The following is a 12874-nucleotide window of genomic DNA, read 5'->3' on the forward strand; positions in this document are numbered from 1 at the left end:
GAAAGAAGCACTTTTCATAAAGTAACTTCGCAAAAATTAATAGCTTTCCGACGCCAGATTGTTAAAGTAGAACACTAAATTAAGGCGACCAATGACTTCATGACTGTTAAGTCGTCTAACTTCATACTTATTGTTTTTAGCGTAACCGCCGTACCTGAAGCTTCATATGGAATACAACCTTAAGATGCAAAACAACATTGAACGCGAGCGAATTTACAGCCGCGCAGACAACAAAGGGTGGAAGAAATGGGGACCTTATCTCTCGGAACGCTCGTGGGGTACGGTTCGTGAGGATTATAGTGTTCACGGCAATGCCTGGGGCTTTATAACGCACGACATGGCGCGCTCCCGGGCCTACCGCTGGGGAGAAGACGGCATTGGCGGGCTTTCTGACAACAAAGGACACGTTTGTTTTGCACTCGCCTTCTGGAACCACCAGGACAGCATTATCAAGGAACGGCTTTTTGGTTTGACTGGCCCCGAAGGCAACCACGGCGAAGACGTAAAAGAGTTGTATTATTACCTCGATAGTACGCCGACGCACTCGTACATGAAAATGCTGTACAAGTATCCGCAGCAACCTTTCCCGTACACCCGGCTGGTGGATGCCGCCCGGCATCGAAACCGGCTCGAAACCGAATTTGAGCTGGTCGATACCGGTATTTTCGACGAAAATCAGTACTTCGACATCTTCATGGAGTACGCCAAAAATGATGAGAACGATATTCTGATCAAGGTTACGGCGCATAACCGGTCTGCTCAGGACGCTCCCCTGACGATCCTGCCTACGCTCTGGTTCCGCAACACCTGGTCGTGGGGGTATGAACAATATGCCTACAAACCCATCCTGAATGGTATTTCCACCACGCAGATTGCGGTCGATCATAAGCTGCTCGGCAAATACAAGCTCTACTGCGAAGATGCTGACGAATTGCTGTTCTGCGAAAACGAAACCAATTCCGAACGGCTTTATGGCATTCCGAACGAGTCGCTGTTCTGCAAGGACGGAATTAACAATTACATTACTTCGGGCGACAAAAAATTCGTCAACCCCAATCAGATTGGCTCCAAGGCTTCGGCGCGGTACGTCCGGACGGTTCCAGGGGGCGATTCGGTGACCATCCGGTTGCGGTTCAGCCAGGATACGCACAACAGCCAGCCGTTTGCCGATTTCGACGAAATTTTTAACCAGCGGTTGCGGGAAGCCGACGAGTTTTACGATCAGTTACAGAGCAACGTGGTCGATCCGGAACTGCGGAACATTCAGCGGCAGGCCTACGCCGGTATGCTGTGGAACAAGCAGTTCTATTATTACAACGTCAACGAGTGGCTGAAGGGCGACCCCAAAATGCCGACGCCATTCCACGGTCGGGCCTACCAGCGCAATTCCAGCTGGCGGCATATGTACACGGCCAACATCCTGTCGATGCCCGACAAATGGGAATATCCGTGGTTTGCAGCCTGGGATCTGGCATTTCATACCTTAACGCTCGCCCGGCTCGACCCACACTTTGCCAAACGGCAGCTGGCGGTTATTCTGCGCGAGTACTATATGCACCCCAACGGCCAGATTCCGGCCTACGAGTGGAATTTTAGCGATGTGAACCCACCCGTCCACGCCTGGGCTACCTGGAAGGTTTATGAAATCGACCGGGACATGAACGGCAAAGGCGACATTGACTTTCTGGAACGGGTTTTTCATAAACTGCTGCTCAATTTTACGTGGTGGGTCAACCGCAAGGACGTAAACGGGAACAGCATCTTCGGCGGGGGCTTCCTCGGCCTGGATAACATTGGGGTCTTCGACCGAAGCCAGCCGTTGCCAATGGGCGGCCACATCGAACAGGCCGACGGCACGGGCTGGATGGCGATGTATACGCTTAATATGCTGCGAATTGCCTGCGAAATTGCCCTCACCCGGCCCTCGTATCAGGACATGGCGTCCAAGTTTTTCGAGCACTTCCTGCACATCGCAGCCGCCATGAAAAACCTGGGTGGACAGGGCATCAGTTTGTGGGACGAAGACGACCAGTTTTACTACGATGTGCTGCACACACCCGACTCCAGTATGCTGCTGAAAATCCGGTCGATGGTGGGTCTGATTCCGTTGTTCGCCGTTGAGATTCTGGACGATCAACTGCTGGAAAAACTGCCGGACTTCAAACGCCGGGTGGAATGGGTGTTGACCAACCGCCCGGATCTGGCGTCGCTGGTTTCGCGCTGGCACGAACCGGGAAAAGGCGCGACGCACCTGCTCTCGCTGCTGCGCGGTCACCGGATGAAAATGCTGCTCAAACGCATGTTCGACGAAACGGAATTTTTGTCCGATTACGGCATCCGGGCCCTGTCGAAATACCACGGCGAAAAACCGTACGAGTTCAACCTGAACGGCGAAATCTTCACGGTTAAATATGTTCCGAATGAGTCAGAAACGAGCCTGTTTGGGGGTAATTCCAACTGGCGGGGGCCTATCTGGTTTCCGGTCAATTACCTGCTGATCGACTCGCTCCTCAAGTTTTACAACTACTACGGCGACGATTTTGAGATCGAATACCCGACGAATTCCGGACAGGTCATGAGCATCAAGGAAGCCACGGTGCTGGTTGCCGAGCGTCTGATCAACATCTTCCGGCGCGACAATACGGGCAACATTCCGGCTTATAACGGGTATCAGAAATTCCAGAACGATCCCCACTTCAAGGATCTGCACCTGTTTTTCGAATATTTCCACGGCGACAACGGCAGCGGTCTGGGCGCCAACCACCAAACCGGCTGGACAGGTCTGGTAGCCGATCTGATCGAGTTTTTATACCAGCACCGTCAACAGCAGGAACCCGTTCATGCCAAGGTATTGTAACGGTTATTAATCCATAATTCGGTTCGTTTCCAAGCCCTACTCCGGCCAGTCCGTTGCTTTTTGTCAACAAGAAGCGACGGACTGGCTTTTTGTTGTTGCCGCTTAACGAAAAACCGGCCTCATTTGTTCAGCCATAGAATCATAAATTTCAATCGCCCATCCCCTTTCTTTGGCTAGTCCGGCTAAAACCTGTATCTTCACCCACCCCGTCATAACTTCTGATACGAATGCCAAGACTGTTGTGTAAGGCTATTGTGCTGTTCTACTGTGTCGTCTTACAACCGATAGCCGGGTATTCTGTCGAATTAACAGCAACTCAATCCACTGATTCGGTTCCCCGTCTCAATAACACAGCCCTCCGTCTGGCCCGGAATAAAAACTACGCCGGTGCGCTTCAATTGCTGAAGCGGGCCGCTGCCGGACGCCCTTCCGACACCCTCCTTTACAACCAGGCTATTATTCTAAGCCAACTGAAACGGTATGAGGAAGCGGCCAACCTCTTGCAACAGGTTCCGGCTTTTTCCCACGCTCAGGCCAATCAGGGCATTTTCTTCTGCATGAGTGGCGATGTAAAAACCGGTCTGACGCTGCTGGAAAATACCGCTGGAGGAAAAAATGCCGACAAAGTGGCTTTCAACCGCGCCGTAGCCCACCTGCACGCCCGTCAGTTCAACGAAGCCAACCGTGCGGCTTCCGAAGCCGTCCGGATTCGGGGGGGGGAACCCATATACCGGCTGGTCAAAGCCGATGCCCTGCTGGGCCTGAAGAAATATCAGGAAGCACTCAATGCGTATCAGGCCCTGGAAAAAGACGCCAAACTGGCGACCATGCTGCCCGTGCGGATCGGCAACGCCCTGCTGGGCCTGAAAAAATACGAAGAAGCCGCAGCCAGTTTTACAAATTATTTGCTTTCCGGCGACCGTAGCAACCAGGCCGAAGCCCGTTTTGGACTCGCCAACGCCTTGTATGGCCAGAAAGAATTTACAAAAGCCGTTGCGGAGTTTCGGCGGGCAGTGCAGTTTCGGCCCCAATGGCTGGAAGCCCGCACGGGTCTTGGCAATGCCCTGAGCAGTACCCGCGACTACCGCTCAGCCCGCATTGAGTACGAAGCCGCGCTGGCGATCAAACCCGATGATCCGCATGTTCACCTCGGCCTGGGTGTGGTGAGCCACCGGCAGGGCTTGCACGAGGAAGCCCTGGAACACTTCGCCAGGACGTCGAACTTACTCGACCCAAAAGACAAAGACCTCGCCGACTGCTTTCTGAGCCTGGGCCTTACCAAGCTGGAAATGAACCAACTGGATTCCGCCCTGGTGCATCTGAATGTAGCGATGCGGCTTAACAAAGATCACCCGGCGGCCTATGCCGGAGCCAGCGAAGTGTACCGGAAAAAGGAAAGCTCCCGCTACACGCTGGAGTACCTGGAAAAAGCCATCCGCCTGTCTCCGCAAAATGATAAGATGCTGACCAACAAGGGTAATATGTATCTGAAGCTGGGAAACATGGACGAAGCTTACGAGAGCTTCCACTGGGCTTTAAACCATAACCCTCAGAATATCAACGCCCTCAACGGCCTTTCGATCTCCTTACTGGAAAAAGACCGCATCGAAGAAGCCGAACTGGTGCTCGACAGTGTGATTACCCGTGGTCATCACAAAGCGTTTCTGTACAACAACCGGGGGATTGTTCGCTCCTATATGGCGCTGAAGCGTGAGAAACAGAAGGACATGCACAGCGCCCGGCAGTATTATTACCGCTCGATCCGCGACTACGAACGCTCACGCGATCTCGACTCCACACACAAAACCTATTACAACAACCTGGGGAACGTCTATAAAAATACGGGCGAATACGACAAAGCCGTTAAAAGTTACCTCGGCCACCTCGACCGCAGTGCCATCAACAACCTGGGGGTTCTGTACGCCCGGAATGCAAAAGGCGATTACGGACGGCATTATCTGAACATTGCTATCACCATTGATTCGGCCAGTCTGGTTTACCGGTATAACCGTTATAAGGTGTACAAGGAGTTTTTCAAGGATTCGCTGGCCAAACGACCCGACATTCTTCAGGGGCAGGACCTGATGCCGACGAACTCAATTAGTTCAAAATACAGCAAAGACGGTTACATCAACATCTACCTGTACGATTACGACTTCGAACACTACGAATTTCCTGGCGATCATTACTTCCCGATCCAGAACGCCCTGCCTACTCCACCTGATTATCGCCCGCTGGACGATTTGATAGCGATGCAAGCCGTTAAAGAGTCAACTACTGCCCGGGTAGCGCCCCCCGTCCGGGTTACCCGCAAGCGAATGCCCAAAGCCCGCCGAACCCGCATGGCAGGCAGCACGAAGTGCCCAAAGATCCTGTAGTAAACGGCTGCGTGAACATATATTCACTTAGTTAAATTCCTTCTTGCTTTTGTCTAAAAATTTTAGATAACTTAGGGTATGTTACACCAAAAAATGCTACGTCATGAATGTTGTACAACGTGTTGAGCATTGGGGGGATACGCATCACCCTGCCTGGATTGACGCACTTCGCATTATGCTGGGAATTACCCTGTTCCTGAAAGGAGTAAGTTTCATCAGCGACACCGGTCATCTTACCAATTTAGTCGGTGGCACCCGGTTTGATTTAATTCCGATGTTTCTGATTCACTACGTGGCTTTTGCCCATCTGGTCGGCGGCTTGCTTATTGCGATGGGTTGCCTGACGCGTCTGTCCGTGCTGATTCAGTTACCAATCCTGATTGGAGCGGTATTTTTTGTGAACGTCACCCGCGGCTTCTCCGCCCTGAATTCCGAACTCTGGCTATCGGTTGTGGTGCTGTTGCTTTTATTGGTTTTTCTGGTCCTGGGATCAGGCCGCTTTTCGGTGGATGAATACATGCGGAAGCACGACCATTAAAACCGCTCACGATACCTGCTGTTTGTACTGACGGGGACTGATGCGCTCGAGGGTCCGGAAGGCGCTGCTAAAGTGCGTCAGGCTGTTAAAACCCGATTCAAAACAGGCGTCCGTAATCGATTTGGCCGGATTACTCAGAATCTGTTTGGCCAGCCGGATGCGTTCCTGAAGGATAAACTGAATCGGCGACATGCCCAGTTCGTTTTTAAACAGACGAAAGAAATGGGACTTTGACAAACAGGCCTGATTCGACAACTCTTCGATGGCTAACGTCTTCGTCAGATTTTTACGAATATACTCCACTACGTACGCCAGCCGGTGTGTGTTCACGTGCTGTTTAGCCTGATCAACCAGTACGCGCCGGGCCTGCGTCTGCATCAGCCGCACAATCAGCTCCTGAATCGAGTTGTGGATAAAAAACGGCTTCATCACATTGTTTTCCCGATACAGCCGGATTATTTTATCAATGAGTAGACTGATTTCCAGACCGTTGTGAAAGTGGTAGTTATTAACGTCTACCTTCCACTGGTCATTTGGCTCGCTGCGCGGATATTCTTCGTTTAGGTGGTTGACGGTTTGCTGAATAAAATCACCCGAAATCGTGAGGGCAATGCAGCGGGTGGGCGTCTGGACCGTCGCTTCCGGAAAATCAATTTTCATCAGCTTGTTAGCCGGTAAAACCAGCGACTCGCCGGGCAGGTACTCGAACGGTTTCAGGTTGTCAATGTGCATCACCTTTTTTCCCGTCAGCATACTTGTTAGTACGGGCGAGTTAAACTCCAGCTCGACCAGTTGAGCCCGCTGGAAGGTTTCGTACAGGTTCAGTTCAGCCACTTCGTGCGTCAACGTTAGCTTATTCTCCACCAACGTGTCCAGGCGACCTCCCCACGACGGTACGACCGCTTGCTGCTGTAAAATCTTTCTTGCCACTGTCATACGCTTAACAATCCGGTTTTGAAATCTCCTTACTCATGAGTTGTTACCGAAACCCAACCAGCGGTAAGTTCCTGTCAAAAAAGAAAGAGATGATACCGTAAGTTTTTGAGACGATTGTGAAAATACTATTGAACAATTTCGGCAAAATTTGTCACAATTCAAACCCTAAAAATCAGTTTAACAGATTCTTCAACCCATGGAAACTTTAGAAGCACCCGTAGCGACCCGTTCAGCCACACAACTGGAACGACCTAAATTCAAAAATCAGTATGAAAATTTTATCGGCGGCAAATGGGTAGCCCCTGTCGGCGGTGAATATTTCGAAAATAAATCCCCCGTCGATGATAGCCTGATTTCCCGCGTGCCCCGTTCCAAAGCCGCCGATATTGAGCTGGCGCTGGACGCAGCCCATAAAGCCTTCCCGAGCTGGTCGCGCACGTCGGCCACCGAGCGAAGCAATATGCTGATCAAGATTGCCGACATCATTGAAAAAAACCTGGAGTTTCTGGCGCGCGTCGAAACCGTCGAAAACGGTAAAGCCGTTCGCGAAACCATGGCCGCCGACCTGCCGCTGGTAGTGGACCACTTCCGGTATTTCGCCGGCGTTATCCGGGCCGAAGAAGGTTCCGTCGCCGAACTCGACGCCGACACGGTGTCCATGATCATCAAAGAACCGATCGGTGTTGTAGGCCAGATCATTCCCTGGAACTTTCCGCTGCTGATGGCCACCTGGAAGCTCGCTCCGGCCCTGGCCGCCGGTTGCTGCGTGGTTCTGAAACCGGCTGAACAAACGCCAACGTCGATTCTGGTGTTGATGGAACTGCTCGAAAACGTGATTCCGGCGGGGGTTGTCAACATTGTTAATGGTTTTGGCCCGGAAGCGGGCAAACCCCTGGCGCAATCGAAGCGCGTGGCCAAGGTGGCTTTCACGGGCGAAACGACGACGGGGCGGCTGATTATGCAGTATGCGTCGGAAAATCTCATTCCGGTCACAATGGAACTGGGCGGCAAGTCACCGAACATCTTCCTGCCGTCCATCATGGATGCCGACGACGAGTTCTTTGACAAATGCATTGAAGGAGCCGTGATGTTTGCGCTGAACCAGGGCGAAATCTGTACGTGTCCGTCGCGTCTGCTGGTGCACGAAAGTATTTTCGACGCCTTTATGGAACGCGTGATCGAACGCACCAAAGCCATCAAGCTGGGCCATCCGCTCGACACGGAAACCATGATGGGCGCGCAGGCATCCAACGATCAATACGAAAAAATTCTATCGTACATTGAGATAGGTCGGCAGGAAGGGGCTGAAGTCTTAACGGGTGGCGGCCCCGCCCGGCTGAACAATGGCCTTGAAAACGGCTATTACATCGAACCGACCATCTTTAAGGGCAACAACAAAATGCGGATTTTCCAGGAAGAAATCTTCGGCCCGGTGGTTTCGGCGACAACCTACAAAACCGTTGACGAAGCCATCGAAATGGCCAACGATACCCTGTATGGTCTGGGTGCGGGCGTCTGGACCCGCGATGCCCACGAATTGTACCGGATACCGCGCGCCATTCAGGCGGGTCGGGTGTGGGTCAACTGCTACCACAACTACCCGGCGCACGCGTCGTTTGGCGGGTATAAAAAGTCGGGCTTTGGTCGGGAAAACCACCTGTCGATGCTCAACCACTACCGCCAGTCGAAAAACCTGCTGATCTCCTACAGCAAAAACAAACTCGGGTTCTTTTAAGTAATTTTGAATGAGCGAATGATGGAATGAGTGAATAGCTCCGCAAAGTCAAACAACTGGTGAAACTATTCACTCATTCTATCATTCGCTCATTCTATCATTCAAAAACCTATGGCTATTTCCCGCGTTGACGTAACGGAAGCCGCTAAAATTATCATCGACAAACTGCGCCGGGAGCATGGCGAGTTGATGTTCCACCAGAGCGGAGGATGCTGCGATGGATCGTCGCCGATGTGTTTTGAAAAAGGCGACTTCCGGATCGGCTCCTCTGATGTCTGGCTGGGTCAGATTCATGGCTGCGATTTTTTCATGTCCGAAGATCAGTTTGAATACTGGAAACACACTCACCTGACGGTCGATGTAACACCGGGCCGGGGTGCCAGTTTCTCGCTTGAAATTCCGTTGGGCATCCGCTTTTTGATTCGCTCGCGGCTTTTTGAAATGGAAGAACTTGAGCAATTGCCGCCCGTTCACGTGGGTCCGGTAGAAGCTGAATAGAGTAAGATAGTGTTCGGTATTTAGTTTTCGGTTAGTGGCATACGGTTTTCAGCGGGCTAGCAGGCAAGGCACCATCTGACCCAAACCGTGTACGGCTAACCGAAACTTTTTATACTAACGAACGAAAAGCGTTTCCTTGAATTACTAAACCCGTCGCTCCTGACGCAAACTCTCTTAATTTTTCCTAAATCTCCCGTTCTTCCCGCACGGCACACCAACGGTTTGGGCAAAATCCGTATTTTTGTGCGAAACTAGATGCATACTGTCGACAGATTGCGTTTTCTATGGCCAAAAAGAAAGTAGGTGCGTACCCCGGTGGGATGATTCTTTTCAGCCTGACTTCGGCGTTGTTTCTGATCGGTTTTTGCGGAATGCTGGTGCTCCAATCCAAGAAGCTGGTTCGGTACATCCGCGAAAACAACGAAGTTCGGGTGTTTCTGGACAAAGACCTCGATAAGAAGCAGCTCGAAAAGCTTCACGGCCAGATTGTTAAAAAGCCGTTTGTCCTGTACAACGGTACGGCCCCGCAGGTCAATTTTGTCAGCAAGGAAACGGCCGCCAAGGAATTTATGGCCGACACGCAGGAGAACTTTACCAACTTCCTGAACGAGAATCCATTGCGTGACAGCTACCGCATCAAATTGCAGGAAGACTATTTTGAAGAAGCCAAACTGCAACAGGTAAAAGCTGACCTGGAGGACGTTGACGGTGTTTTCGAGGTTATTTACCAAGAAAATATCGTGGACGAAATCAATAAGAACATCACAAAAATCTACATCATCATGTCGGTTTTTGCGGTGATTATGCTCGTGATTATCATCGTTTTAATGAACAATACAATCCGGCTGGCGCTGTATTCGCAACGGCTGCTAATCCGGAGTATGCAACTGGTAGGGGCTACCAACAGCTTCATCCAGCTTCCGTTTCTTCGGCGGGGCATGATGCAGGGACTTATCAGTGGGCTGGTAGCCGCTGCGCTCCTGTTCATTCTGCTCCAGGTAGCTCTGCGCAACATCGACGGTCTGGCGACCCTCCAGGAGCCCGAAAAAATCGGTATTCTGCTGGGCGCGGTAGTTGTTCTTGGCATCATTATTGGCCTGATCAGCACATTCCAGGCCGTACACCGGTACCTGCGTTTATCGCTAGACGAGTTGTATTAATTACAAAGAATATCCTGGTGAATCAATTAATCTGTGTAATCCTAGTTCAGACTTATGAGTAAACTTCCCTTCGGACGCGCCAATTACACCCTGATGATCATTGGCGTGGTCGTTATTCTGTTCGGCTTCATCGTTATGAGCCTCGACTCTGAGGAGTTTGGCTTTGGAGCTTTAGGTCTTACCATCGGACCGCTGATTGTGATGGGCGGTTTTATTCTTGAATTTTTTGCCATCCTGCGCCGTCCCACGAATCAATGAGTATCCTCCACGCGATTATCTTGGCCATCATTGAGGGCCTGACCGAGTTTTTGCCGGTTTCCTCCACGGGGCACATGATCATTTATTCCTCTCTGGTTGGTATCAGCAAATCGGAATTCACCAAGCTGTACACCATCAATATCCAGTTTGGCTGTATCATCTCGGTACTGGTTCTTTACCGACGCCGGTTTCTGCAAACCACCGACTTCTATCTGAAGCTTTTTGTGGCCTTTCTGCCAGCCGCCGTTATCGGTTTCTTACTCAACGATTTTATTGATTCGCTGCTTGAAAACGTAACCGTTGTGGCCATTACGTTGCTTTTAGGCGGTATTCTGCTGATTTACATCGACAAAATTTTCAAGCAAATTCCGCGCGATTACGACGTTACGTTTCCGGAAGCGCTCAAAATCGGCTTTTATCAGTGTATCGCCATGATTCCGGGGGTATCCCGCTCAGCCGCTACCATCATCGGTGGTATGGCGCAGGGCCTTACGCGCAAACAGGCCGCAGAGTTTTCCTTCTTCCTGGCCGTGCCGACGATGGCGGCCGCAACCGGTTATAAACTGCTGAAAAGCTACAAGACCATTCAGTCTGACGACATTCAGGTGTTGCTGATCGGTAACGCCATCGCCTTTGTGGTGGGGCTGATTGCCATCCGTGGTTTTGTCGGCTTTGTGACCAAATATGGTTTTAAAGTATTTGGTTATTACCGCATTGCACTGGGTTTGCTTTTGCTCGGCTTAATTGCTGCGGGCGTTAAACTGGATGTTGTCTAAACGCGGCTTACAAGGACTAAAGGATTAACTACGATGTGGTGAATTGTGTAGCCATCCTGATTACTCCTTTAATCCTCCGAATCCGGGTTTAAGACGAATTTTTTATGGACGAAGGTCAACTTATTCTCATCGACAAACCGCTCACCTGGACATCATTTGATGTCGTCAAGAAGCTCAAATACGGGTGCAAGTTCAAGAAAATCGGTCATGCCGGCACGCTCGATCCGCTGGCAACGGGTTTACTGATTCTCTGCACCGGCAAAATGACCAAGCAGATCGACAGCTACCAGGCGCAGGAAAAAGAATACACCGGCACGCTTGTGCTCGGAAAAACCACCCCTTCCGTTGATCTCGAAACGGCTTTTGATGCCGAGTTTGATGTTTCCGACCTAACGACTGAAGCCATTCGGGCAGCCGCCCAGCAACTGACGGGTGTGATCGAGCAGATTCCGCCTATCTACTCGGCGGTACGGGTCAACGGCGAACGGCTTTACGAACGCGCTCGCCGGGGCGAAACGGCCGATAAAGTGGAAGGTGGAATTAAATCACGCACCATTACGGTTTCTGTCTTTGAAGTCGATGCGGAACGATTTCCCGAAATTGATTTCCGGATTGTTTGCTCAAAAGGGACTTACATCCGTAGCTTAGTGCGCGATTTGGGACTGCTTTTGCAAAACGGAGCGTATTTAAAAGCTCTCCGCCGGACGCGAATCGGTGATTTTCGGATTGAAGATGCTGATACCGTCGAAGGATTTATCCGCAAATGCCGCCCCGCTGAGTCATTACCTTCATGAAGATTTACCACGGAACCGATACATTTCACCCCATCCCCTACGCCGTTGTCACCAGCGGTACGTTCGACGGGGTTCATTTGGGTCATCAGAAAATCATTAGCCGCCTGACCGAAATAGCCCAGCGGGGCGACGCCAAAGGTCAGAAAGGCGAAACCGTTGTGCTGACCTTCTGGCCGCACCCGCGCACGGTGGTTTCCAACGACAGCCAGGGGCTCAAACTGCTCTCGACGCTGGAGGAAAAAACCGAACTGCTCGAAGCCGCCGGTGTTGATCACCTGGTTGTTATTCCGTTTACGCGCTCTTTTTCAGAATTGTCGTCGGCAGAATTTATTCAGCAGATTCTGGTTGATAAAATTGGCACTAAAAAGCTGGTCATTGGCTACGATCACCACTTTGGCCGGAACCGCGAAGGCAGCTTTGAATACCTCCAGCATCACGCACACGAATACGGTTTTGAGATCGAAGAGATTCCGCGTCAGGATGTGGAGCATGTGGGCGTTAGTTCGTCCAAAATCCGGAAGGCATTGCTGGAAGGCGATCTGGCAACATCTACGAAATTCCTGGGCCGTCCCTACAGCCTCAGCGGTACCATCGTGAAAGGCCAGCAACTGGGCCGTACCATTGGGTTCCCGACGGCCAACATTCAGGTCGACGATCCGAGCAAGCTGGTGCCCTCCAACGGTATTTACGCGACCGAAGTGATTTACAAAGGCAAACGACTGGGGGGCGCCATGAGCATCGGTACCCGCCCGACCGTTGGCGGTACGCACCGCACCCTGGAGGTCTACATCTTCGATTTCAACCAGGAAATCTACGGCGAGCACCTGACGGTTCGGTTCATCGAATACCTGCGGCCCGAACTGAAGTACGAAGGACTGGCGGCCCTGGTAGACCAGATGCACCTGGACGTTGAGCAGGCCCGCCGGATTCTGAAGCTCTGATTC

Annotated in this window: 11 protein-coding genes; 10 read left to right on the forward strand and 1 reads right to left on the reverse strand. The window is 51.5% G+C overall.

Annotated elements, in window-relative coordinates:
• Positions 1 to 184: 184 nt before the first annotated feature.
• The 3 genes from LX87_RS25235 to LX87_RS25245 all read left to right on the forward strand — a co-directional run bounded on the left by LX87_RS25235 (position 185) and on the right by LX87_RS25245 (position 5773).
• A complete protein-coding gene (locus LX87_RS25235; RefSeq protein WP_111631271.1) occupies positions 185 to 2857 on the forward strand; it encodes an MGH1-like glycoside hydrolase domain-containing protein in 2673 nt (890 codons plus the stop codon).
• A gap of 227 nt (positions 2858 to 3084) precedes the next feature.
• On the forward strand, positions 3085 to 5235 hold the full coding sequence (locus LX87_RS25240) for a tetratricopeptide repeat protein (protein WP_111631090.1): 2151 nt from the start codon (positions 3085 to 3087) through the stop codon (positions 5233 to 5235).
• Positions 5236 to 5338: 103 nt separating this feature from the next.
• The gene (locus tag LX87_RS25245) at positions 5339 to 5773 is read left to right on the forward strand and encodes a DoxX family protein (protein WP_111631091.1); all 435 of its coding nucleotides are present in this window, start codon (positions 5339 to 5341) and stop codon (positions 5771 to 5773) included.
• Between the two features lie 6 nt (positions 5774 to 5779).
• Here LX87_RS25245 and LX87_RS25250 read toward each other — a convergent pair whose 3' ends face one another.
• Positions 5780 to 6709, reverse strand: coding sequence for an AraC family transcriptional regulator (locus tag LX87_RS25250; protein ID WP_111631092.1), 930 nt, complete (start codon positions 6707 to 6709; stop codon positions 5780 to 5782).
• 196 nt (positions 6710 to 6905) lie between these two features.
• On the opposite strand from LX87_RS25250, the gene LX87_RS25255 reads away from it, so the two are divergent.
• The 7 genes from LX87_RS25255 to LX87_RS25285 all read left to right on the forward strand — a co-directional run bounded on the left by LX87_RS25255 (position 6906) and on the right by LX87_RS25285 (position 12871).
• Entirely contained in the window at positions 6906 to 8444 is a 1539-nt protein-coding gene (locus LX87_RS25255) for an aldehyde dehydrogenase family protein (protein ID WP_111631093.1), read from the forward strand.
• Positions 8445 to 8555: 111 nt separating this feature from the next.
• Positions 8556 to 8942, forward strand: a complete 387-nt coding sequence (locus LX87_RS25260) for a DUF779 domain-containing protein (protein ID WP_111631094.1) — start codon at positions 8556 to 8558, stop codon at positions 8940 to 8942.
• A gap of 284 nt (positions 8943 to 9226) precedes the next feature.
• Entirely contained in the window at positions 9227 to 10102 is an 876-nt protein-coding gene (locus LX87_RS25265) for a cell division protein FtsX (RefSeq protein WP_111631095.1), read from the forward strand.
• A gap of 54 nt (positions 10103 to 10156) precedes the next feature.
• The gene (locus tag LX87_RS25270) at positions 10157 to 10360 is read left to right on the forward strand and encodes a DUF3098 domain-containing protein (RefSeq protein WP_111631096.1); all 204 of its coding nucleotides are present in this window, start codon (positions 10157 to 10159) and stop codon (positions 10358 to 10360) included.
• On the forward strand, positions 10357 to 11136 hold the full coding sequence (locus LX87_RS25275) for an undecaprenyl-diphosphate phosphatase (RefSeq protein ID WP_111631097.1): 780 nt from the start codon (positions 10357 to 10359) through the stop codon (positions 11134 to 11136). The genes LX87_RS25270 and LX87_RS25275 overlap by 4 nt, the downstream gene beginning before the upstream one ends.
• 104 nt (positions 11137 to 11240) lie before the next feature.
• Positions 11241 to 11930 (forward strand): tRNA pseudouridine(55) synthase TruB, encoded by a 690-nt coding sequence (gene truB, locus LX87_RS25280; protein ID WP_111631098.1) that lies wholly within the window; start codon positions 11241 to 11243, stop codon positions 11928 to 11930.
• Positions 11927 to 12871 carry a bifunctional riboflavin kinase/FAD synthetase gene (locus LX87_RS25285; protein WP_111631099.1) on the forward strand — a complete coding sequence of 315 codons (945 nt, stop codon included), beginning with the start codon at positions 11927 to 11929 and terminating at the stop codon, positions 12869 to 12871. Before truB ends, LX87_RS25285 begins: the two co-directional genes overlap by 4 nt.
• Positions 12872 to 12874 lie beyond the last annotated feature (3 nt).

It is taken from the genome of Larkinella arboricola (genome assembly GCF_003259745.1).
Classification (GTDB): domain Bacteria; phylum Bacteroidota; class Bacteroidia; order Cytophagales; family Spirosomataceae; genus Larkinella; species Larkinella arboricola.

Coding starts and splice junctions, on each gene's coding strand:
- LX87_RS25235 (WP_111631271.1), top strand. CDS start 185: ATGCAAAACAACATTGAACGCGAGCGAATTTACAGCCGCGCAGACAAC.
- LX87_RS25240 (WP_111631090.1), top strand. CDS start 3,085: ATGCCAAGACTGTTGTGTAAGGCTATTGTGCTGTTCTACTGTGTCGTC.
- LX87_RS25245 (WP_111631091.1), top strand. CDS start 5,339: ATGAATGTTGTACAACGTGTTGAGCATTGGGGGGATACGCATCACCCT.
- LX87_RS25250 (WP_111631092.1), bottom strand. CDS start 6,709: ATGACAGTGGCAAGAAAGATTTTACAGCAGCAAGCGGTCGTACCGTCG.
- LX87_RS25255 (WP_111631093.1), top strand. CDS start 6,906: ATGGAAACTTTAGAAGCACCCGTAGCGACCCGTTCAGCCACACAACTG.
- LX87_RS25260 (WP_111631094.1), top strand. CDS start 8,556: ATGGCTATTTCCCGCGTTGACGTAACGGAAGCCGCTAAAATTATCATC.
- LX87_RS25265 (WP_111631095.1), top strand. CDS start 9,227: ATGGCCAAAAAGAAAGTAGGTGCGTACCCCGGTGGGATGATTCTTTTC.
- LX87_RS25270 (WP_111631096.1), top strand. CDS start 10,157: ATGAGTAAACTTCCCTTCGGACGCGCCAATTACACCCTGATGATCATT.
- LX87_RS25275 (WP_111631097.1), top strand. CDS start 10,357: ATGAGTATCCTCCACGCGATTATCTTGGCCATCATTGAGGGCCTGACC.
- truB (WP_111631098.1), top strand. CDS start 11,241: ATGGACGAAGGTCAACTTATTCTCATCGACAAACCGCTCACCTGGACA.
- LX87_RS25285 (WP_111631099.1), top strand. CDS start 11,927: ATGAAGATTTACCACGGAACCGATACATTTCACCCCATCCCCTACGCC.